The organism is Ruegeria sp. BB6, from assembly GCF_056539385.1.
The window spans coordinates 249,427-269,189 of the sequence record NZ_JBQFUW010000001.1; the positions used below are offsets into that span (position 1 = coordinate 249,427).

A 19,763-nucleotide genomic window follows, 5' to 3' on the forward strand; every position below is an offset into this window, starting at 1 on the left:
GTTTCATCTTGCCGCGTCACTATCACACTATGTGTGACCATCGTGTGACTGCGACAAGAACTGGCTACAAATTAATTGGTCGCGCCGGGAATGTTCGCTGGGTTGAAGTTGCCAATGTTACCAAGCAGCTGACGCAGGAAGCCCCGGCCCTCGATACTGGAATCCGTCACGCGGCGATCCAACTGAACGACCACTCCGTCCTCAAGCCCGAAACGCTCGATGTTGCGCACGACACCGCGCTGGTCAAAGCTGATCGCGACCAGTTGACGCTCAACGACTTCGGGGCGCTTGGGTCCGTAGTGACGGACTTTGGAGCGCACGTAATAGTAACCGGAATCACGAACCACACCTGATGAGCTAGGCGCACCGACGGCCTCAACCACACTTTCGCGGGTATCCACGCCAACTTGGATCTCGGCAAGCTCCTCGGTGGTGGGAACATAGCCGTGATTCTCGAAAACAGGCGTACACGCACCGGCAACGGCCAGACAGACCCCAAAGGCAAGCGCTTTGGACGCTGGTTTCAACCTGTTCACAACCTTCAACATTCACACCCTCTTGCCTTGGCCCCTTGCGGACCCTATCCGATTACATCAAACCGCAGCCCCGGTTCAACACAGGAAAGGGTCACGAATGAGCAACCAGACATCTCTGCGGGTCGCCGACCTGCCGCAGAACGCCCCAACCATGTTCAATTTGCGTCCGGACTCCAAGATTCTGGACTCGATCAAGGATGATCTAAACCTGCTTGGACTACGCAAGTTGACCTTTGTGGGCGAGGTTCGCGCCAAAGGCAAGCGCGATTGGGGTTTGAAAGGCAAGCTGGGCGCAACGGTCATTCAGCCATGTGTTGTGACGCTGGAACCCGTAACGACCAGAATCGATGTGCCGGTAACTCGTGTATTCCTGGCGGATTGGTCAGACCCGGACGAAGAAGAGTTCGAGATTCCCGAAGGTGACGAATCCGAACCTCTGGGGCCAGAGATTGACCCGGCGCAGGTTATGATCGAGGCACTGTCGCTGGCCCTGCCACAATACCCGCGCAAGGAAGGTGCTGAACTGGAACAGGCCGACTATACAGAACCGGGCAAACAGGCGATGACCGACGAAGACGTCAAACCCTTTGCTGGGCTTGCCGGTTTGCGCGATGCGATGAAAAAAGTCGAGTGACACGGGTCTGATTTCCTGTCATAGCACGCCCTCAGAAAAATCGCTTGAACATGTCGAGAATCGCAGTATTTTCGCGCGCTCATCGGAATTTGGGTTGGACATTGCGGGGCTGGTCCCCTAAACGCGCGTCAAACCACGAGAAAAACGAAGAATGAAACCCGGCCCACAGCGAATCTGTTGGCCCTTAGTAGACAAAGGTTGAGACCATGGCTGTCCAACAGAACAAAGTTTCCAAGTCGCGCCGCAACAACCGCCGCGCACATGACGCTCTGGTTGCTGCAAACCCGAACGAATGCCCGAACTGTGGCGAGCTGAAGCGCCCGCACCACGTCTGTGCGTCCTGCGGCCACTATGATGACCGTGAAGTCGTCGCTCAGGCCGACGAAATCGACCTGGACGAAGACGCGGCCTAAGCCTTTCAACGTACAGGCCAAGGCATGACAGAACAGCCCACGCACGCCGGACGGATTACCATTTCGGTTGACGCAATGGGCGGAGATTCGGGGCCTGCCACAGTGGTGGCAGGCATTGCTCAGTCAGCAAACAAAAACCCCGACATCGCGTTTGTCCTGCATGGGCCCGAAGCCACGTTGCGCAAACTTGTCGCAAAACGGCGTGTCCTGAACGGGCGCGTCGTTTTTCGTGATTGCCCTGATGTGGTCACGATGGAGGACAAGCCCAGTCAGGTTGTCCGCAACGGCAAGCAGACCTCGATGTGGTCTGCACTGGAATCGGTACGGCAAGGCGAAGCGCACGGAGCGGTCTCTTGCGGCAACACCGGGGCGCTTATGGCGCTGTCGATGATGCGGCTGCGCAAACTGCCGGGCGTGAACCGCCCGGCAATCGCGATTCTGTGGCCTTCTCGCAACCCGCAGGGCTTTAACGTAATGCTGGATGTCGGCGCTGATGTGCGCGCGGACGCCAAGGATTTGCTGCAATACGCATTGATGGGTGCTTCATACGCACGCAACGGCATGGCGCTGGAACGGCCCCGGATCGGCCTGCTCAATGTAGGCACCGAAGAACACAAGGGCCGGGCCGAGCTGAAAGAGGCCCATGCAATGATCGCGGATTTCGCGGATCAGGCCAGTTTTGATTTTGTGGGCTTTGTCGAAGGCAGCGACATTCCCGGCGACAAAGCAGATGTCATTGTAACCGATGGGTTTACCGGAAACGTCGCGATCAAGACAGGCGAAGGAACCGCAAGCCTGATCGGTGATCTATTGCGTGAGGCGTTCAAGTACTCCCCCCTGTCCCGCTTGGCTTCGGTCCTTGCGATCACGTCGCTGAACCGCCTCAAGAAACGCATCGACCCGCGCCGTGTAAATGGTGGGGTTTTCCTTGGCCTCAACGGAACCGTCGTCAAATCTCACGGCGGCGCGGACGCGACCGGAGTTTCAGCAGCGGTCAAGCTGGCCTTCACTTTGGCTCAGTCGGGCTTTGCCGAAAAATTGGCGGCACGGGTTGCATCCACAGCCGAGCTTGCACAAGATGCCGCGCACGCACCGTCGAAGGCGGGCGAATAACAAAAAAGGCAGTACCTCAGAATGGCAGGCCGTTCAGTTGTTGTAGGTGTCGGACACTATTTGCCAGAGCGCATTGTTCCGAACTCCGAATTTGAAAAGACGCTCGATACGTCGGACGAGTGGATCAAGACTCGCTCGGGTATCGAACGACGCCATTTTGCCGCCGATGATGAAACGACGTCTGATTTGGCCACCAACGCTGCCGAAGCCGCGCTGAAGGATGCGGGGCTGACGGCGGATGACATTGACGCCATTGTCGTTGCAACGTCCACAGCCGACCTGACCTTTCCTTCGGCTGCGACAATGGTGCAGGCAAGGTTGAACATGACCAAGGGGTTTGCCTTCGACGTTCAAGCGGTTTGCGCGGGATTCGTTTTTGCACTGAGCAACGCAAATGCCTTGATTCTGTCCGGGCAAGCCAAGCGCGTTCTTGTGATCGGCGCCGAGACCTTTTCGCGAATCATGGACTGGTCGGACCGATCGACCTGCGTTCTGTTTGGTGACGGAGCAGGCGCGCTGATCCTCGAAGGGCAAGAGGGTGAAGGCACATCGCAGGATCGTGGCATTCTGGCGACTGACCTGAATTCGGACGGTCGCTATAAGGACCTGCTGTACGTAGACGGAGGCGTTTCGACGCAAACGACGGGCCATCTTCGGATGCAAGGCAATCAAGTCTTCCGACATGCCGTTGAAAAACTTACGAAAACTGCTGAAACTTCATTGGAAAAAGCAGGGCTGGAAAACTCGGATGTGGATTGGATTGTTCCCCATCAGGCCAATATCCGCATCATTCAGGGCACAGCCAAGAAAATGGGGCTGCCAATGGAACGCGTCGTCGTGACGGTCCAGGATCACGGAAATACGTCGGCCGCATCGATCCCACTTGCCCTATCGGTCGCCAAGCAACGGGGCCAAATCAAGCAGGGCGATCTGATCGTGACCGAGGCAATCGGAGGTGGATTGGCCTGGGGCTCGGTCGTCCTGCGGTGGTGACAAGCGCAAAACGGCTTACACACCCTCTCGCAATTCATTGATATTGACAGTGAATTTCCCCCCGCCATATTCTATGGCATCAACAGGGGAATAGGTATGGGCGACAAAACACTGACCCGAATGGATCTGAGCGAGGCCGTCTTTCGTGAGGTTGGCCTTTCACGCAACGAAAGCGCGCAACTGGTTGAGAGCGTTTTGAACCACATGTCCGACGCACTTGTGCGCGGCGAACAGGTCAAGATCTCGTCTTTCGGCACATTCAGCGTTCGGGACAAGACTGCTCGTATCGGCCGCAACCCCAAAACCGGCGAAGAGGTTCCGATACAGCCGCGCCGCGTGCTGACTTTCCGCCCGTCGCACCTGATGAAGGATCGCGTCGCCGCCGGGAACCGCAAGTAAGATCAGGGCGGCAGTGTCATGAGCAAGTCCCCCGACGCATTTCGCACGATCAGTGAGGTTGCGGATTGGCTGGGCGTTCAAGCTCATGTTCTGCGATTCTGGGAAAGCCGTTTCAGTCAGGTCAAACCGGTAAAGCGCGCGGGTGGCCGCCGTTATTACCGCCCGAATGACATGCGGCTTTTGGGCGGCATCAAAAAACTGCTGCACGAGGACGGAATTACCATAAAGGGCGTTCAACGCATCCTGCGTGAACAAGGCGTATCGCATGTCTCGTCACTGTCTCAGAGTCTGGACGAGCAAGCTCAACCAGACCCGACACCGCGAGACAGTGTCGTTGTTCCCTTCTCGACGAAATCCACCCCCGCTCAGGAACAGATCGCGTTGGATTTGGGGGGAACCAAGCCGACCGACATTCCACAGGTTGAGCCAGCCGCCGCTGCGCCTGCGGCCGAGGCAACTTCGGCCACGACACAGGTTGCCACAGCCGCCCAAAGCCCAGAGCCGGACCCGTTAACCGGGGCAGCATTGGTACGCGGAATCGCGTCTCAGGCTTGGAGCAAAACAGATTTTGACGAAGAACTTCTGCGTCAGATCGCGCCGGTCGCGAAAGAGCTGCGCGCCGTACTTGATCGAATTGAGAGCCGATCGGCGGGATAAGAAAAAAGGCGATGATTTCCTCTTGCCCCTGCCGGGAAAGTCTTTATGAACACCCCAACGTCGGGCTATGGCGCAGCCTGGTAGCGCGTCCGTCTGGGGGACGGAAGGTCGCAGGTTCGAGTCCTGCTAGCCCGACCAAATTACACCGACGTTTATGGCAGACAGGCCAGATCCCGCTCTGGCATCAGGGGGGATCGGAATGACAGGCGTATGTCCAAACCAACAGATCGAGGGCATGATTGCACGCGGTGAGATTACCGCCGAGCCAGCGATCATCGACCCGCAAGTGCAGCCAGCCAGTCTGGACCTGCGCTTGGGAACAGTAGCTTACCGCGTGCGCGCATCTTTCCTTGCTGGTGAAGGGCGCTCGGTCGCCGACCGTCTGGCCGAGTTCGAGATGCACCGGATAGATATCAGCGATGGTGCGGTTCTGGAAAAGGGCTGCGTTTATCTGGTTCCGCTGATGGAATCGCTTGCTCTGCCCGACAGCATCACCGCAGTCGCCAATGCCAAAAGCTCGACCGGGAGGCTGGACCTGCTGACCCGTACCATCACCGATGGCGGGACTGAGTTTGACCGGGTGCCCGCCGGGTATACTGGCCCCTTGTATGCCGAAATCTGCCCCCGCTCCTTCTCGGTCCTTGTACGGCCCGGAATGCGGTTGAATCAGATTCGATTCCGCGAAGGGCAAGCTGTCCTGAGCGACGCGGAACTGACTGCGCTGCACAACGACTCGCCCCTTGTCGATGGCCCTGCCGTGATTCAGGACGGCTTGGGTTTTTCGGTCGATCTGCAACTGCCAAACACCGATCTGGTCGGCTATCGCGCCAAACCGCATACTGGCGTGATCGACCTCGACCGGATTGGCGAATACGACCCACAGGAATACTGGGAGGAAGTGCGCACCACCGATGGCCGCATCATCCTTGATCCCGGTGCATTCTATATCCTGGTCAGCCGCGAGGCGGTCCATATTCCGCCCATGTATGCCGCAGAAATGGCGCCCTATCTGGCTATGGTTGGCGAATTCCGCGTGCACTACGCCGGTTTCTTCGACCCCGGTTTCGGTCATGCCGCTGCCGGCGGCGCAGGATCGCGCGGTGTTTTGGAAGTGCGCTGCCACGAAGCCCCCTTCGTGCTGGAGCACGGACAGGTCGTCGGGCGGCTGGTCTATGAGAAAATGGCCGAAATGCCCACGCAGCTTTATGGCGCGGGTATCGCCTCAAACTATCAAGGGCAAGGCCTGAAACTGTCCAAGCATTTCAAAGCGGTAAGCTAGAACTTCATGAACCGGCGCATCTGACGGGTCATGCGCTGCGCCTGTTTCATGTTCTGCTTTTGCCGCTGGGCATTCTGCTGCATGTGGCGTTCTGCACCGGGGTCGTCTTTGGCACCGGGCGCGTCGGCAGAGTTTCGACCAATCCGGCTTGCCATATCAAAGCCCTTGTCCACGCCCTTGTTCACCAGACGGCGCATGACTTGACGTACGATCATATCGATCATTCGATTGGCATTCATTGCTCAACTCCGTTTTCTTGGCCCTAACATAGACGATTGGCACCGTGGTAAAAGAGGTGAACGATCACTCTTCCTCGAACAGCTCTGTCTGGTCTTCATCTTCTTCGTCGCCCTGCCCCTCGCCCAGCGGCATGGCACCCGGCGGTGGGCGGTTTTCCAGCAAACCAGCAGCGCGCAATTCCTTGAGACCCGGCAGATCACGCGCGTTTTCCAGACCGAAGTGGTCCAGAAACTGCGGCGTCACCACGAAAGTCACAGGTCGCCCAGGCGTCATGCGGCGACGGCCCAGCCTGATCCACTCCATCTCAAGCAGTTGATCAATGGTGCCGCGCGAAACCGAAACACCACGGATTTCTTCGATCTCGGCCCTCGTGCAAGGTTGGTGATACGCGACAATCGCCAATGTCTCGATCGCTGCACGGCTGAGCTTTCGCGTCTCAACCGTCTCTTTCTGCATCAGAAAGCCCAGATCGGCGGCAGTGCGGATCGCCCAAGCATCGCCCACACGGACAACGCGAACGCCGCGCCCCTCATAGCGTTTCTGAAGCAATTCAACCGCTTGCGCCGCGTCGCTGCCATGGGGCATCCGCGCCTCAAGATCAGCAATCGTCACAGGTTCGGCGCTGGCGAACAGCACGGCCTCGACCATCCGCTCCTGTTCGGCCAGCGGAGGAGCCTCGAACAGAGTGCCGGTGCCTTCGTCTTCGGGGGCGTCAGTCACGTGTTTCCGTCCTCTTACGCAGGTGGATCGGGGCAAAAGTCTCGCTTTGCTTGATCTCCATATGTCCTTCTTTCACCAACTCAAGCGAGGCCGCAAAGGTCGCGGCCGTGGCCGAGCGTCGGCGCACCGGGTCCGCGTCCCAGCCGTCAGGCAGGTAGGTTTCCATATCCGTCCATGTTCCGGCAAAGCCGATCAGGGGGCGCATCCGTTCCAGCGCCTGTTCCATCGTAAAGACGGCGTCGCGATCCATGACAAAGGGGCGGAACTCATCCCGCGTGCGGATGCGGGCATAGCCCTGCATCAGATCCAACAGCGTGGCAGAGTAAGTCACAGTGCGGATACGCGTGATATCCTCGCCCTGCCCGCGTTTGAAAAAATCGCGCCCCAGTTGGTCCCGCGCCATCAGACGAGCGGCGGCGTCGCGCATCGCTTGCAGCCGCTCCAGTTGGAAAGCCAGGTGCGCGGCAAGCTCCTCGCCCGATGGTCCTTCGTCATCAGGGTCGGGTGGCAGCAACAGACGGGATTTCAAAAACGCCAGCCACGCAGCCATAACCAGATAGTCAGCCGCCAACTCGATCCGCAGCGCACGCGCCTTTTCGACAAAAGCCAAATATTGCTGCGCCAGGGCCAGTACCGAGATTTTCCGAAGATCAACCTTCTGCGTCCGCGACAGAGTCAGCAAGACATCCAACGGGCCTTCAAACCCGTCGACATCAACGATCAGGGCTTCGGCCGCAAGGCGATCCGCGACCGACGCCGGGTCTTCGCTGAAAAGGTTATCGTTCATACACCTGCCCGCCCATTAGGGCAGATAGTTCAGCCTCAGCCGCAGGGATGTCAAGTTCCGCTGGCTTCTGCCGCATCGACAGCGCCTTTTCCGCGCGGGATTGTGCCCGGTCGGTCATTTCCCCGGCGGCCTCCAGCACGCGGGCTCGGGCGTCGAACGATCCGTTGCAATGCAAGACGACGTCACATCCAGCCTTCAGCGCCTGACGCGCGATGTCTTCTGGCGCGCCGCTCAGAGCCTTCATCGAGATGTCGTCGGTCATGATCAGCCCGTCAAAACCAATTCGGTCGCGGATCAACTGTATCATCACGGAAGAAATCGTCGCAGGCTGGGGATCAATCTGATCATAGACCAAATGAGCGGTCATACCCATCGGCAGGTCATTCAAGGCCCGAAACGGGGCAAAGTCGTAACGATCCAACGCGTCCAAAGGCAAATCCACGTGGGGCAGATCATGATGGCTGTCCATAGTTGAAAGCCCATGGCCGGGCATATGCTTGATCACGGGAAGCACACCGCCATCAAGATGCCCTTTGGCAACCGCTCGCCCAATTTTGGAAACCTCATTCGGATCAGAGCCATAGCAGCGGTTTTGCAGGAAAGGATGAGTATCCTCGCGCGCCAGATCGACCATCGGGGCACAGTTGCTGTCGATCCTCAGCTCAAACAGTTCCTGTGCGATTAGCCGATACCGCAGATACATCGCACGCTCGGCCTGTTCGCCAGAACGTGTGGTATGATCCAGTGGTGGCATCCATTCACGCGCGATCGGGGTCCGCAGGCGCTGCACGCGGCCACCTTCCTGATCAATGGTAATGGGGCAATTGCGGCCAACCGCCTCGCGAAAGTCATCGCAGAGGGCACGCACTTGATCTGCCGTGTCGATATTGCGGCCAAACAAAATGAACCCAAATGGGTTCATTTCGCGGAACAGGCTCTTTTCTTCATCCGACAGGCGCAAGCCCTCGGCGTCAGAGATCGCAGCGCCAAACGTCAACGGGCAGCAACCGGGATGCAGTCCGCGCCTTGCGCCTGCAGTGCCGCGCAGAACTGACGCGAGTCGCTCAGATCATCAAAACCCAGCACGCGCAGGCGGTAAAAGGTGCGTCCACCGCTTGAGGTTTTCTGGATAACGCGCTGTTTTCCATCCATATACTCGCCAAATCGACCATTCAGGCGATCCCATTCGGCGCGGGCCACATCCGAACTTTCATACGCACCAAGCTGGGCAAGGCGTGTGCCCTTTGACAATGCGTCAGGGTCCACATCCAGACCAACGGCTGCTTTGACGGCTGCGTTGATTGCATTCTCGGTCGAGCTGTTCGGCGTAATCCCTGCCGGAGTCGTCCGCGCCGGGCGCGTAATCGGACGCAGGGAACGCCGAACGCCGGGCAAAGCCGCCAGTTCCGGGTCAGGCTGCTGTGCCGCCAGATCAGCAGGATCAATCGCAGGTTCTTCTTCCGGCGCAACAAGTGAGGCCAGTTGCACGCCCTGCTCTACCGGTTCATCGGCGGCGGTATTTCCATCCGCCAGCTCCGCAACCAGCGCATCCACGGCGCCTTGGCGCATTTGGGCGGCTTCCTGATCGGAAATCTCTTCCTCGACCAGATGCACGGCCTTTGTGGGCGTCAGCGACACGACCGGCGTATCTTCGTCCGTCAGCGATACCGGGCGAGGCGCAAGGATCAGGCGATCAGCAGGTGGCGCAGCACTGCCAACGGCTGCAACCGCATTGACAGCCAACCCCTGATGATCAGCAGGCGTTCCGCCGGGGTTTTCGGGCTGAATCCGCATCGGACCTTCCAGCGCCCTCACAACGGGTACGCCACTCACGTCCCGCATAACTAGCTTGTAGCCCCAGACGCCGATACCAGCGACCAAAGCCAGGGACGCTACCGCTCCAAGCGTGTTGACGATACGCCCCAGACCCAAAGCGCGTGGCGCCGCATCATATCCGTGCATTTCGTCTGAGTACTCAGACCCATCCTGAGTATGAGGTTGATTCGTATAATGCATCTGCTCGGGGCGCATTTGCCCCGAGTAATCGTAATTCGCCATGTCCGCCTCACTGCCCGTTTCGCGCCAGAAAATAAGGCGCGCGGGTCATTTCTTGCCTACCTCGTACCGGCGGTTCGGGCGATATTTGTTACCGCATCTCCTGCGCCGGAGTGACGCCAAGAATACCCAAGCCCGCTGAAATCACAACAGAAACGGACCGGGCCAGTGCGATTTTTGACTGACTTGTGTCAACATCGCCATCCTGAATGAACCGAAGCTGGGTTTCATCGTTGCCCTTGTTCCACAAAGCGTGAAAATCCCCTGCCAATTCATACAGATAGAAGGCAACGCGGTGCGGTTCATTAGTCCGCGCGGCGATTTCGACCAGACGTGGCCATTCGGCCAGCTTCTTGGCAACAGTCAGTTCCGATGCATGGTCAACCTTGCTCAGGTCCGCCCCAATGAGGGTGGCATCGTCAGTTGCAATCCCTGCCTCAGCCGCACGGCGCAGCACGCTCATGACGCGGGCATGGGCGTATTGCACATAGAACACGGGGTTTTCGCGGCTCTGCTCAAGCACTTTGTCGAAGTCGAAATCCAAAGGCGCGTCGTTCTTGCGGGTCAGCATCACGAAACGGGTCACATCGGGTCCAACCTGATCGACCACATCGCGCAGGGTGACAAAATTCCCCGCGCGTTTCGACATCTTGAACGGCTCGCCATTCTTCCACAGTTTCACCAGCTGGGTCAGCTTGATATCCAGTGGCACCTTGCCATCGGACAGCGCCGACACCGCCGCCTTCATCCGTTTGACATAGCCACCGTGATCCGCGCCAAACACGTCGATCAGCGCGTCAAAGCCGCGGGTGACCTTGTCATAGTGATAGGCGATATCGGGCGCGAAATAGGTCCACGAGCCATCCGATTTCTTGACCGGGCGGTCGACGTCATCGCCGTGTTCGGTCGATTTGAACAAGGTCTGCTCGCGCGGCTCCCAATCCTCGGGCTTCTTGCCTTTGGGCGGCTCCAGCACGCCCTCATAGATCAAACCCTTGTCAGTCAGCGATTGCAGCGCAGATTCAATCCGGCCCGTGCCATAGAGCGATTTTTCCGAGAAGAACACGTCCATCTCAACGCCCAGCGCCTTAAGGTCGGCACGGATCAGGTCCATCATCGCTTCGGTGGCAAAGTTGCGCAGGTCCTCAAGCCACTCGCTTTCGGGCTTGTCGATCAGGCTATCGCCGTATTTCTCTTTCAGCGCCTCACCGATCGGGATCAGATAATCGCCCGGATACAACCCTTCGGCAATCTCAGGGCTGAGACCATTGGCTTCGCGATACCGCTCATAAGCGGACCGCGCCAGCACATCTACCTGCGCGCCGCCATCATTGATGTAATACTCGCGCGTCACATCGTGGCCGGAATAGGCCAGCAGGCTTGCCAACGCATCGCCGAACACGGCCCCCCGCGTATGACCTACATGCAGCGGACCTGTCGGGTTGGCCGAGACATATTCCACGTTCACCTTCTGCCCGTGGCCCATGGTCGAGCGCCCATAGTCCGTACCATTTTCCAGCACAGCCGCCAGAACACCTTGCCACACGGTCGGAGCCAACCGCAGGTTCAGGAACCCCGGCCCGGCAACCTCGGCGCTAGTGATCCGCGTGTCCTCAGCCAGCTTTCCGGCCAACACGTCCGCAATGTCGCGCGGTTTCATCTTGGCGGGCTTTGCCAGCACCATCGCCGCATTCGTCGCCATATCGCCATGCGCCGCATCGCGCGGCGGCTCAACGGCCACGTTGTCAAAGCTCAACCCCTCGGGCAGAGCACCTTCGGACTGCATCTGCGCCAGCGCGTCCAACACAAGGCCGCGGATCTCGGAAAACAGGTTCATTTCGGATGTCCTTTTGCTTGCTCGGCGGTTTACCATGCAGCGCGGCAAGGTCAATGGATGCCTAAAGTTTCACCTTGGTTTGGGCGTAATCCCCGCTAAAGTCGGCCCGGAAAGCCCAACCGGAGACCCTTCATGCGCCTTGCCCTACCCCTGAGCCTGCTTCTGGCCACCGCCCTGCCCGTTCTGGCCGAAATGCCCGCACCGCAAGGTCATGTGCTGGTGACGCTGGGCGGCGCGGTGAGCGAAACCAATCTGCCCGCGCGGGGCGAAAACGATGGCGGGCTGCTGGGGTTTCTTGAGGTGACCCATGACGGGGCGGCAGGATTTGACGCCGCCCTACTGGACAGCCTGCCTCAGGTCGAGATTACCATCCCCTACGGTTCGCCCGAACACCAGCGCGACTATACATTCCGTGGCCCCTTGTTGTCAGACGTCATGGAAATGGCTGGGGCCGAAGGCAAAACCGCACGCCCGATGGCGATGGACGGCTATCAGGCGGAAATCCCGTGGGACAGCATTTCGACGTATCAACCCATTCTGGCCACCCACGCCGACGGCGCGCCGATGGGCATCGGAGGGTATGGCCCCACCATGATCGTATTCCCCCCAACAGAGAACGAAGACATTGCCGACGAACAAGCCGGCCAACAGGTCTGGGCCTTGGCCTACATCAGTGTCGAGTGAACACCGGGCAGCGGCTTGCCCGTCAACCTTGCGTGATCCTGAATCGCGAACCGGTCTGTCATTCCGGCAATATAGTCTGAAACGATCCGGGCCAGAGCGGTCTCGTCAGCCGCAGCCTCGATGTCCGCGTGCCAGCGTTCGGGCATTTGCCGGGGATCGTTGAGGTAGATCGGGAACAACTCCTCGACCACCCTGCTGACCTCTGCCCGAACCTTCATCACCGACGGTGCGCGATACATCCGGGTGAACAGAAACGCTCGGATTTCCTTCAACTGCGCCCAAAGCCCATCCGAGAATTGGACAACCGGGCGGCCCAGATCGCGGATTTCTTCCACCGACTGCGCCCCGGACTCGGCAATCAGCCTTGCAGACGTGTCGATGACATCCGAGACCATGACACCGAAAACACGCCGCAATGCCTCGTGTCTGCGGCGATAGTGATCGAGGGCGGGATACTTGATGTCCACGTCCGCGTAGCATTCTCCCAAGATAGGCAGTTGCAGGATTTCTTCATCCGTGAACAGCCCGGCCCTCAATCCATCGAGCAAGTCGTGGTTATTGTAGGCAATATCATCGGACAGAGCCGCTACTTGAGCCTCAGCGCTGGCATGGGTGCTCAACTCAAGGTCAAACGCCGCGTCACACTCGGCCAGCGCCCACGGCAATGGGCCCACAACAGGGCCATTGTGCTTGGCAATCCCTTCGAGGGCTTCCCAAGTGAGGTTGCAGCCGTCGAACTCCGCGTAGTGACGCTCCAACCTCGTCACAATGCGAATGGCCTGGGCGTTGTGATCGAAACCCCCATAAGGGCCCATGATCGCGTGCAGAGCATCCTCGCCCGTGTGACCAAACGGCGTGTGCCCCAAGTCATGGGCCAGCGCCACCGCCTCGGTCAGTTCGGGATTTAGCCCAAGAGCGCCCGCTATAGTCCGCGCCACCTGAGCCACCTCGATCGAATGAGTCAAACGGGTACGATAGCTATCCCCTTCATGCTCAACAAAAACCTGCGTCTTGTGCTTTAGCCGCCGAAACGCGCTGGCATGAATGATCCTGTCCCGATCCCGCTGAAAGCATGACCGGAAACTGCTCTCGTCCTCTGGCACCAGACGCCCTCTGGTGCGCCCTGGGTCAGATGCAAAACCTGCTCTTTCCAAAGGTCTTGTCCTTGTCGCCTGTCATTGCGTTTTCTATATGGTAGAGTGAGACAGAAATAAACCTTTGGAGTGCGGCATGAATCTGCCCCCAACAGTCACAGAGCGCGCCTTCGATCGCCTGGCCGAAATCGGCGCCGCCGATCAGGGCCAAGCCCTGCGCGTCGCTGTAGAAGGCGGAGGTTGCTCCGGATTCCAATACGAAATCGCGCTAGATGAACCGAAGGATGACGACCTGATCCTTGAGGGTAAGGGCCAAAAGGTTATCGTGGATTCTGTGTCGCTGCCGTTTCTGGAAAACGCCGTGATCGACTTTACTCAGGAGCTGATCGGCGCGCGTTTCGTGATCGAAAACCCCAACGCCACTTCTTCGTGCGGATGCGGCACGTCGTTTTCCATGTGAAAACAGGTGGGGGCTTTGCCCCCACACCCCCAGGATATTTTTAGCCAGATGAAGCAGGGATCCGCTCTCCGACCGTTTCGCCGGAGAGCTTCACCTGGCGCGGTCATCGGCGTCCCCGCCTGTACCGCTCTATCCTTGTCACTCGATATGGTAAAGAATCCGTTTCTTCATCTGGCCAAAAATATCCCGGAGCGCGAGGCAGAGCCTCGCAACCCTGCTCACCTCCTTGCCGCTGGGTCTATTCTGCGCGATAGGTTGCCTGAGACTTCGGAGGATCGCGTATGAAAATCGCCACGTTCAACATCAATGGAATAAAAGCTCGCGCCGAGGCTCTTCCACGTTGGCTCGACACTGCACAGCCGGACATTGTGCTGTTGCAGGAGATAAAATCCATCGACGAAAACTTTCCACGCGAACTGTTTGAGGATCGTGGCTACAATGTTGAAACGCACGGACAAAAGAGCTTCAACGGTGTCGCCATTCTATCCAAATATCCACTTGAGGATATCTCTCGCGGATTGCCGGGCGACGACTCGGACGAACAGGCGCGCTGGATAGAAGCCACGGTCGTTGGAAAGAAGGCATTGCGTATCTGCGGGCTTTACCTGCCGAACGGAAACCCGGCGCCCGGGCCAAAGTACGACTACAAACTGGCTTGGATGGAACGCCTGTACGACCGCGCCCGCGATCTTATGAACAGCGAGGAACCCGCACTGATGGCGGGCGACTACAACATTATTCCTCAGGCAGAGGACGCGGCGAGACCCGATGCTTGGCGTGAAGACGCTCTGTTTCGCCCTGAGAGTCGAGAAGCCTTTCGGAAAATCCTGAACCTCGGGTTTACCGAAGCATTCCGGTCAAAAACCCAAGGTCCGGGACATTATTCATTTTGGGACTATCAAGCCGGTGCGTGGAACCGAAACGACGGGATTCGCATTGACCATTTCCTGTTGACGCCGCAAGCCGCTGATCTGATGAGCGACTGCCAGATCGACTCTGACGTTCGCGGCCAAGAGAAGCCTTCGGATCACGTTCCGGTCTGGATTGAGCTCGACCTGTGACCGGTTACGCCGTCGCGTCGTAGCTGTATATCCATTCATATTTACGCGCCAACCTCGGGCCAATTATCCGCAACGCCATTTGCGCTCCGATCCGCATTGGACCCCGCAAATGAAAATTTCGCGCATTGGCCCCCGCCGCGGCAACGACCTGTCGGGCGCGGGGTCGGCGGTTTGTTTCATAGCTAAGCAATGCTTGCGATACACCCGATTGCTCACTGAAGGACCGCGCCAATATCCAAGCATCCTCAAGTGCCAGGCAAGCGCCCTGCGCCATGAAAGGTAAGGTTGGGTGGGCCGCATCGCCCAGCAGCGCCAACCGACCATTCTGCCAGTTTTTTGCCACGGGTCGAAGAAATAGGGCCCAAAGGTGAGTCTCGGTCACCTTCGCCAGCGCCTCTTGCACAGCCCCTCCAAAGTCGGAAAAGCGGGCGCGCAGCTCGTCAGGATCCCCCTGCAAGCGCCAACCTTCCTGCTGCCAGTCCGACCGTTCTTCGATTGCGACCAAATTCAACAGGGATTGGCCCCGCAACGGGTAAGTCACCACGTGACGCCCCGGCCCCATCGTTAAGGACGCGCGTGGATTTTCCTCGCTGGCAGACCAAGGGATGGTCGCACGCCATGCGATCTGGTGGGTGAACTTTGGCGCTTCGTCTCCGTTAAGAACCTGACGCAGAACGCTACGCCCCCCGTCCGCAGCAATCGCGCATTCAGAGCGCAGACGTTCACCACTATCCAGAACGACTTCAGCTTCGCCCGGTCGCTTCGTGACTGTTGAAACCCGAGCACCCAGCCGGACTTGAACACCGGCTTGAACGGCGGCTTTAAGCAAAAGGTTCAGCAGATCAGCCCGGTGAAAATAGTATGTCGGGCCAGACGTCGGTCCGGGAAGTTGGCTGATTACGCGCCCCTTGCGGTAGTCCCGAAGGGTTGTGCCGTACGATACCTGCCCAGCTTCGGGGGACTCTCGCACTACATCAAGGGCGCGCAAAACGGCCATTCCGTTTGCACTGATCTGAAGCCCAGCACCAACCTCAGTCAAAGCGGGTGCCTGTTCCAGAACAGTGACATGCGCGCCGCGTTGCCGCAGAGCCAAGGCGCTCGCTAACCCGCCGATACCTCCGCCGATTACAACAAAATTCAGGCCATCAATTTTCATGCCTTACGCATAACGTAAAAACGCCGGAGCGACAGGCCCCGGCGTCAGAGAATTCCGCATTCCCAAGCGATCAATCGTCGCGGTGGACTTTCTCGCGGCGCTCATGACGCTCCTGCGCCTCCAGCGTCATTGTTGCGATCGGACGTGCATCCAGACGCTTCAGCGAGATGGGATCGCCGGTCATCTCGCAATAGCCATACTCGCCCTCGTCAATCCGGCGCAGGGCCGAGTCGATCTTGGCGACCAGCTTGCGCTGGCGGTCGCGGGTGCGCAGTTCCAACGCGCGGTCGGTTTCCTCGCTCGCGCGGTCAGCTACGTCCGGGATGTTACGGGTATTGTCTTGCAGCCCTTCGATCGTGTCGCGGCTGCCTGCCAAAAGTTCGTTCTTCCAGTCCAGCAGCTTACGGCGAAAATACTCCAACTGCTTGTCGTTCATAAATGGTTCGTCTTCGGCTGGACGATAATCTTCGGGCAGAAATACTTCCTGCTTCATTTTTGCTCCCTCGGTGTGGCCTTCAACGCCGAGTGCTCTCTCTTCACCAGACATGAGGCATTCCCTTCTGCGGAGCGTTTATCTGACAGCGCGGGGATTGTCACTATGCAAACGTCGCGCCTGTGTCGTGTTATCGCGTGTCGTCTAAATATGAGACATAAAACAACAAAACCTTGTTTTTCTGTGGAATTTGGCAGGCGTTTTCGTGGCATGCCTAAAATAAGCGCAATATCCAATGCTCTGCGAATCGACTCCAAGCATCTAAGTTTCCTGAGAATTTAACGCAAGGCGACGCAGCGGCCTGCCTTGTCAAATTTCCTGTGCCGCGATAACCCCATGTTGCAAATACCGCGCGACACTTGATGAGGGGCCGATGACCGCACGATTCCAAGGAACAGCAGAATATGTTGCCACTGACGACCTGACCATCGCGGTGAACGCCGCCGTGACGTTGGAACGCCCTCTGTTGGTCAAAGGCGAGCCGGGAACTGGCAAGACGGAACTGGCCAAGCAGGTCGCCGGTGCCTTGGGCCTGAAGATGATCGAGTGGAATGTGAAATCCACCACCCGCGCGCAGCAGGGTCTGTACGAATACGATGCGGTAAGCCGTCTGCGCGACAGCCAGTTGGGTGACGAGCGCGTGCACGACGTGTCGAACTATATCCGCAAGGGCAAGCTGTGGCAGGCGTTTGAAGCATACGAAAAGGTCGTGCTGTTGATTGATGAAATCGACAAGGCCGATATCGAGTTTCCCAACGACCTGCTGCAGGAACTCGATAAGATGGAGTTCCACGTCTACGAGACCGGTGCAACGATCAAGGCCAAGAACCGCCCCATCGTGATCATCACCTCGAACAACGAAAAGGAACTGCCAGATGCGTTCCTGCGTCGGTGTTTCTTCCACTACATCCGGTTCCCCGATGAAACCACGATGCGCCGTATCGTCGAAGTGCACCATCCCGGCATCAAAGACGGTCTGCTGACCACGGCCCTGACCCAGTTCTACGAAATCCGGGAAACACAGGGGCTGAAGAAAAAGCCCTCGACCTCCGAGGTGCTGGACTGGCTCAAGCTGCTGTTGGCCGAGGATTTGACCGCCGAGGACCTCAAACGTGACGGTGCCAACGCCCTGCCCAAGCTGCACGGCGCGCTGCTGAAAAATGAGCAGGATGTGCATTTGTTCGAGCGGCTGGCGTTCATGGCCCGCAGTAAGCGCTAAGAGTTTTAAACTTCGGGTGATCGGAGCTTGCCTTACTCGGAGTCGAATGCAAGCATTGGCTGATAACTGCCCGGTCCTAAACGGGCACCCCTCCACCTGACGAATGGGACGCGTTATTTGCCTGAAACTCTTACGATCCGCGCTTTGCGGCCCGAAGATCGCGCCGAATGGGGCGATATGTGGCACGACTATCTGGCGTTTTACGAAACAACTGTCGCTGACGAGACATATGACAGCACCTTTGCGCGTTTGCTGGCAGACGACCCGCATGACTTTTCCTGTTTTGTCGCGGAAAAAGACGGGCATCTGGTCGGCCTGACCCACTACTTGTTTCACCGGCATGCGTGGAAGGTTGAAAGCGTGTGCTACCTGCAAGACCTCTTTGCACGCCCCGCGGCGCGGGGAACCGGTGTCGGGCGGGCGCTGATACAGGCCGTCTATGACGAGGCAGATCGAAAGGGTGCGCCGTCGGTCTATTGGTTGACGCAGGAATTCAACCATACGGCGCGAAAACTATATGACCGTATCGGAAAACAGACCCCATTTATCCGGTATCAGCGTTCATGAGGCGATGGGCGGTGATCCTTTTGGGGCTGGTTTTAACCGGTTGCACGGCGGTCACCGCACCGGAACCACCAACGCGCGTAAAGGCAGTCGAAGACATATTGCCGCCAGCCAAGGCGTTTTCAGCCTCGTTCCCGGCACCGCCGGCCCGGTCGAATTGGAATATCGCGTCCGACTTCGTCTCGCTGCATTTTTCACTTGAAAGCGGGACGCCTTTGCCGGTGTTCACACGGTTTGAAGAACCTGTGACAGTGCGCCTGACAGGAACGCCGACCCCTTCGATGCAGCGCGATTTGTCCCGCCTGCTGGCGCGTCTGCGGCGCGAGGCCCGTATTGATATCCGAGAGATACCCAGCGGACAGGCCAACATCACGATCGAAGCCATCAGTCAGGAGCAAATCCAGAAAATCCTGCCAAATGCGGCCTGTTTCGTGGTTCCCAACTCATCAAGTTTTGAGGAATACAGCCGAGACCGCCGCAAGAAGAAAAGCAGCTGGACCGCGCTGCGCAGTCGCCAACGGTTGGGTATTTTCATACCCTACGATGTCAGCCCACAGGAAAAACGCGATTGCCTGCACGAAGAAATTGCGCAGGCGCTTGGGCCACTGAATGACCTCTACCACCTGCCGGACTCGGTGTTCAACGACGACAATATCCATACTGTTCTGACCGGTTTCGACATGCTGATCCTGCGTGCGACCTACGCACCCGAGATGCGCAGCGGCATGACACGCGAACAGGTCGAGGCTGTCATTCCGGGCGTTCTGTCCAGACTGAACCCGGGTGGAGCATCGCTTGCCAAGGTGCCCGTCTCTGATACCCCCCGTGAGTGGATCAACGCCATTCAGAAGTCCGTGGGACCGGGGCCAGGAACACGCAAAAGGCTCCGCTCTGCGCAAAAGGCAGCCCTGATCGGTCAGGAACTGGGGTGGACGGACCATCGCCGCGCCTTTCCCTATTACCTGATGGGGCGCATGGTGCAATTCGACAACCCACAAGAAGCGCTGAGATACTACAACACAGCGATGCAATACCTGCGTACAAGCCCCGGCACCGAGGTCCATCGCGCCTATGTGACAACTCAGACCGCATCCTACGCGCTTGCTCAGGGTAAAGGCCCCGAAACGTTGCCCGAACTGGAGAAGGCAATAAACGTGATGACGCGGGCCGAGAATGCATCGCAACTTGCAACACTGCTGTTGCTGAAGTCCGAAGCGCTCAGTCAGGCGGGGCGATCAGATCAGGCACGTTCCGTCAGGCTGGACAGTTTGGGGTGGGCGCGATACGGCTTTGGCTCGGAAACCGTGGTCCGGGCGCTGGCGCAAGACGTTGCCGAAGCGCCCGCAAGTAACAACAAGGGCGGGTAACG

23 protein-coding genes and 1 tRNA gene are annotated in these 19,763 nt (G+C 58.3%); 14 read left to right on the top strand and 10 right to left on the bottom strand.

Going from position 1 to position 19,763, the window contains the following annotated elements; translation table 11 throughout:
- Window positions 1–71: 71 nt before the first annotated feature.
- Entirely contained in the window at window positions 72–548 is a 477-nt protein-coding gene (locus ACR0B7_RS01195; protein WP_170481465.1) for an outer membrane protein assembly factor BamE domain-containing protein, read from the bottom strand.
- A gap of 85 nt (window positions 549–633) precedes the next feature.
- On the opposite strand from ACR0B7_RS01195, the gene ACR0B7_RS01200 reads away from it, so the two are divergent.
- The 8 genes from ACR0B7_RS01200 to ACR0B7_RS01235 all read left to right on the top strand — a co-directional run bounded on the left by ACR0B7_RS01200 (window position 634) and on the right by ACR0B7_RS01235 (window position 6,024).
- Complete coding sequence (locus ACR0B7_RS01200; RefSeq protein WP_170576620.1) at window positions 634–1,170, top strand: DUF177 domain-containing protein; 537 nt, start codon at window positions 634–636, stop codon at window positions 1,168–1,170.
- 206 nt (window positions 1,171–1,376) lie between these two features.
- Window positions 1,377–1,583: a 50S ribosomal protein L32 gene (gene rpmF / locus ACR0B7_RS01205; RefSeq protein WP_008756996.1), complete on the top strand. Its 207-nt coding sequence runs from the start codon at window positions 1,377–1,379 to the stop codon at window positions 1,581–1,583.
- Between the two features lie 24 nt (window positions 1,584–1,607).
- Window positions 1,608–2,696, top strand: a complete 1,089-nt coding sequence (gene plsX, locus ACR0B7_RS01210) for a phosphate acyltransferase PlsX (protein WP_170481459.1) — start codon at window positions 1,608–1,610, stop codon at window positions 2,694–2,696.
- Between the two features lie 21 nt (window positions 2,697–2,717).
- Window positions 2,718–3,689, top strand: coding sequence for a beta-ketoacyl-ACP synthase III (locus tag ACR0B7_RS01215; protein WP_170564838.1), 972 nt, complete (start codon window positions 2,718–2,720; stop codon window positions 3,687–3,689).
- Between the two features lie 96 nt (window positions 3,690–3,785).
- Window positions 3,786–4,088, top strand: a complete 303-nt coding sequence (gene ihfA, locus ACR0B7_RS01220; RefSeq protein ID WP_008755922.1) for an integration host factor subunit alpha — start codon at window positions 3,786–3,788, stop codon at window positions 4,086–4,088.
- Between the two features lie 18 nt (window positions 4,089–4,106).
- Entirely contained in the window at window positions 4,107–4,745 is a 639-nt protein-coding gene (locus tag ACR0B7_RS01225) for a MerR family transcriptional regulator (RefSeq protein ID WP_170481453.1), read from the top strand.
- Window positions 4,746–4,806: 61 nt separating this feature from the next.
- Window positions 4,807–4,883: transfer RNA gene (locus ACR0B7_RS01230), tRNA-Pro, on the top strand.
- Between the two features lie 61 nt (window positions 4,884–4,944).
- Window positions 4,945–6,024: a 2'-deoxycytidine 5'-triphosphate deaminase gene (locus ACR0B7_RS01235; RefSeq protein ID WP_170481450.1), complete on the top strand. Its 1,080-nt coding sequence runs from the start codon at window positions 4,945–4,947 to the stop codon at window positions 6,022–6,024.
- On the opposite strand, the gene ACR0B7_RS01240 is transcribed toward ACR0B7_RS01235, so the two are convergent.
- From ACR0B7_RS01240 to argS, 6 genes are all read right to left on the bottom strand, one after another.
- Complete coding sequence (locus tag ACR0B7_RS01240; RefSeq protein ID WP_170382851.1) at window positions 6,021–6,263, bottom strand: hypothetical protein; 243 nt, start codon at window positions 6,261–6,263, stop codon at window positions 6,021–6,023. The two genes, ACR0B7_RS01235 and ACR0B7_RS01240, sit on opposite strands and share 4 nt — an antisense overlap.
- Window positions 6,264–6,327: 64 nt before the next feature.
- Window positions 6,328–6,984 carry an SMC-Scp complex subunit ScpB gene (gene scpB, locus ACR0B7_RS01245; protein WP_170564850.1) on the bottom strand — a complete coding sequence of 219 codons (657 nt, stop codon included), beginning with the start codon at window positions 6,982–6,984 and terminating at the stop codon, window positions 6,328–6,330.
- Entirely contained in the window at window positions 6,977–7,771 is a 795-nt protein-coding gene (locus ACR0B7_RS01250) for a segregation and condensation protein A (protein WP_170413669.1), read from the bottom strand. The genes scpB and ACR0B7_RS01250 overlap by 8 nt, the downstream gene beginning before the upstream one ends.
- A complete protein-coding gene (nagZ, locus tag ACR0B7_RS01255; protein WP_170481444.1) occupies window positions 7,761–8,768 on the bottom strand; it encodes a beta-N-acetylhexosaminidase in 1,008 nt (335 codons plus the stop codon). The genes ACR0B7_RS01250 and nagZ overlap by 11 nt, the downstream gene beginning before the upstream one ends.
- The gene (locus ACR0B7_RS01260; protein ID WP_170481441.1) at window positions 8,765–9,829 is read right to left on the bottom strand and encodes an SPOR domain-containing protein; all 1,065 of its coding nucleotides are present in this window, start codon (window positions 9,827–9,829) and stop codon (window positions 8,765–8,767) included. The genes nagZ and ACR0B7_RS01260 overlap by 4 nt, the downstream gene beginning before the upstream one ends.
- A gap of 88 nt (window positions 9,830–9,917) precedes the next feature.
- Window positions 9,918–11,663 carry an arginine--tRNA ligase gene (gene argS / locus ACR0B7_RS01265; RefSeq protein ID WP_170576621.1) on the bottom strand — a complete coding sequence of 582 codons (1,746 nt, stop codon included), beginning with the start codon at window positions 11,661–11,663 and terminating at the stop codon, window positions 9,918–9,920.
- Window positions 11,664–11,795: 132 nt separating this feature from the next.
- Here argS and ACR0B7_RS01270 point away from each other — a divergent pair, with 132 nt between their 5' ends.
- Window positions 11,796–12,347, top strand: coding sequence for a molybdopterin-binding protein (locus tag ACR0B7_RS01270; RefSeq protein WP_170569620.1), 552 nt, complete (start codon window positions 11,796–11,798; stop codon window positions 12,345–12,347).
- Here the strand turns inward: ACR0B7_RS01270 and ACR0B7_RS01275 are convergent.
- Window positions 12,329–13,501, bottom strand: coding sequence for a deoxyguanosinetriphosphate triphosphohydrolase (locus ACR0B7_RS01275; protein WP_170481435.1), 1,173 nt, complete (start codon window positions 13,499–13,501; stop codon window positions 12,329–12,331). The genes ACR0B7_RS01270 and ACR0B7_RS01275 overlap by 19 nt on opposite strands.
- A 76-nt stretch (window positions 13,502–13,577) precedes the next feature.
- On the opposite strand from ACR0B7_RS01275, the gene ACR0B7_RS01280 reads away from it, so the two are divergent.
- Together ACR0B7_RS01280 and xth are read left to right on the top strand one after the other, a co-directional pair.
- Complete coding sequence (locus tag ACR0B7_RS01280) at window positions 13,578–13,901, top strand: HesB/IscA family protein (protein ID WP_170413687.1); 324 nt, start codon at window positions 13,578–13,580, stop codon at window positions 13,899–13,901.
- A gap of 281 nt (window positions 13,902–14,182) precedes the next feature.
- Window positions 14,183–14,962 (top strand): exodeoxyribonuclease III, encoded by a 780-nt coding sequence (gene xth / locus ACR0B7_RS01285; RefSeq protein ID WP_170481432.1) that lies wholly within the window; start codon window positions 14,183–14,185, stop codon window positions 14,960–14,962.
- Between the two features lie 4 nt (window positions 14,963–14,966).
- Here xth and ACR0B7_RS01290 read toward each other — a convergent pair whose 3' ends face one another.
- Both ACR0B7_RS01290 and dksA read right to left on the bottom strand, forming a co-directional pair.
- Window positions 14,967–16,118 (bottom strand): FAD-dependent monooxygenase, encoded by a 1,152-nt coding sequence (locus ACR0B7_RS01290; protein ID WP_170481429.1) that lies wholly within the window; start codon window positions 16,116–16,118, stop codon window positions 14,967–14,969.
- 70 nt (window positions 16,119–16,188) lie between these two features.
- Window positions 16,189–16,611: an RNA polymerase-binding protein DksA gene (gene dksA, locus ACR0B7_RS01295; protein ID WP_170382828.1), complete on the bottom strand. Its 423-nt coding sequence runs from the start codon at window positions 16,609–16,611 to the stop codon at window positions 16,189–16,191.
- 373 nt (window positions 16,612–16,984) lie between these two features.
- Here dksA and ACR0B7_RS01300 point away from each other — a divergent pair, with 373 nt between their 5' ends.
- The 3 genes from ACR0B7_RS01300 to ACR0B7_RS01310 all read left to right on the top strand — a co-directional run bounded on the left by ACR0B7_RS01300 (window position 16,985) and on the right by ACR0B7_RS01310 (window position 19,761).
- Complete coding sequence (locus tag ACR0B7_RS01300; protein WP_170481426.1) at window positions 16,985–17,830, top strand: AAA family ATPase; 846 nt, start codon at window positions 16,985–16,987, stop codon at window positions 17,828–17,830.
- Window positions 17,831–17,947: 117 nt separating this feature from the next.
- A complete protein-coding gene (locus tag ACR0B7_RS01305; RefSeq protein ID WP_480680769.1) occupies window positions 17,948–18,397 on the top strand; it encodes an N-acetyltransferase family protein in 450 nt (149 codons plus the stop codon).
- Window positions 18,394–19,761: a DUF2927 domain-containing protein gene (locus ACR0B7_RS01310; RefSeq protein ID WP_170481423.1), complete on the top strand. Its 1,368-nt coding sequence runs from the start codon at window positions 18,394–18,396 to the stop codon at window positions 19,759–19,761. Before ACR0B7_RS01305 ends, ACR0B7_RS01310 begins: the two co-directional genes overlap by 4 nt.
- Window positions 19,762–19,763 lie beyond the last annotated feature (2 nt).

Excerpts from the sequence above, each read along its gene's own strand:
- ACR0B7_RS01200 (WP_170576620.1), top strand. The coding sequence starts at position 634 with ATGAGCAACCAGACATCTCTGCGGGTCGCCGACCTGCCGCAGAACGCC.
- ACR0B7_RS01260 (WP_170481441.1), bottom strand. The coding sequence starts at position 9,829 with ATGGCGAATTACGATTACTCGGGGCAAATGCGCCCCGAGCAGATGCAT.
- xth (WP_170481432.1), top strand. The coding sequence starts at position 14,183 with ATGAAAATCGCCACGTTCAACATCAATGGAATAAAAGCTCGCGCCGAG.
- ACR0B7_RS01235 (WP_170481450.1), top strand. The coding sequence starts at position 4,945 with ATGACAGGCGTATGTCCAAACCAACAGATCGAGGGCATGATTGCACGC.
- ACR0B7_RS01310 (WP_170481423.1), top strand. The coding sequence starts at position 18,394 with ATGAGGCGATGGGCGGTGATCCTTTTGGGGCTGGTTTTAACCGGTTGC.
- dksA (WP_170382828.1), bottom strand. The coding sequence starts at position 16,611 with ATGAAGCAGGAAGTATTTCTGCCCGAAGATTATCGTCCAGCCGAAGAC.
- ACR0B7_RS01195 (WP_170481465.1), bottom strand. The coding sequence starts at position 548 with ATGTTGAAGGTTGTGAACAGGTTGAAACCAGCGTCCAAAGCGCTTGCC.
- ACR0B7_RS01240 (WP_170382851.1), bottom strand. The coding sequence starts at position 6,263 with ATGAATGCCAATCGAATGATCGATATGATCGTACGTCAAGTCATGCGC.
- ihfA (WP_008755922.1), top strand. The coding sequence starts at position 3,786 with ATGGGCGACAAAACACTGACCCGAATGGATCTGAGCGAGGCCGTCTTT.
- ACR0B7_RS01300 (WP_170481426.1), top strand. The coding sequence starts at position 16,985 with ATGACCGCACGATTCCAAGGAACAGCAGAATATGTTGCCACTGACGAC.
- ACR0B7_RS01290 (WP_170481429.1), bottom strand. The coding sequence starts at position 16,118 with ATGAAAATTGATGGCCTGAATTTTGTTGTAATCGGCGGAGGTATCGGC.
- ACR0B7_RS01270 (WP_170569620.1), top strand. The coding sequence starts at position 11,796 with ATGCGCCTTGCCCTACCCCTGAGCCTGCTTCTGGCCACCGCCCTGCCC.
- argS (WP_170576621.1), bottom strand. The coding sequence starts at position 11,663 with ATGAACCTGTTTTCCGAGATCCGCGGCCTTGTGTTGGACGCGCTGGCG.
- ACR0B7_RS01250 (WP_170413669.1), bottom strand. The coding sequence starts at position 7,771 with ATGAACGATAACCTTTTCAGCGAAGACCCGGCGTCGGTCGCGGATCGC.
- ACR0B7_RS01215 (WP_170564838.1), top strand. The coding sequence starts at position 2,718 with ATGGCAGGCCGTTCAGTTGTTGTAGGTGTCGGACACTATTTGCCAGAG.
- ACR0B7_RS01280 (WP_170413687.1), top strand. The coding sequence starts at position 13,578 with ATGAATCTGCCCCCAACAGTCACAGAGCGCGCCTTCGATCGCCTGGCC.
- rpmF (WP_008756996.1), top strand. The coding sequence starts at position 1,377 with ATGGCTGTCCAACAGAACAAAGTTTCCAAGTCGCGCCGCAACAACCGC.
- ACR0B7_RS01225 (WP_170481453.1), top strand. The coding sequence starts at position 4,107 with ATGAGCAAGTCCCCCGACGCATTTCGCACGATCAGTGAGGTTGCGGAT.
- plsX (WP_170481459.1), top strand. The coding sequence starts at position 1,608 with ATGACAGAACAGCCCACGCACGCCGGACGGATTACCATTTCGGTTGAC.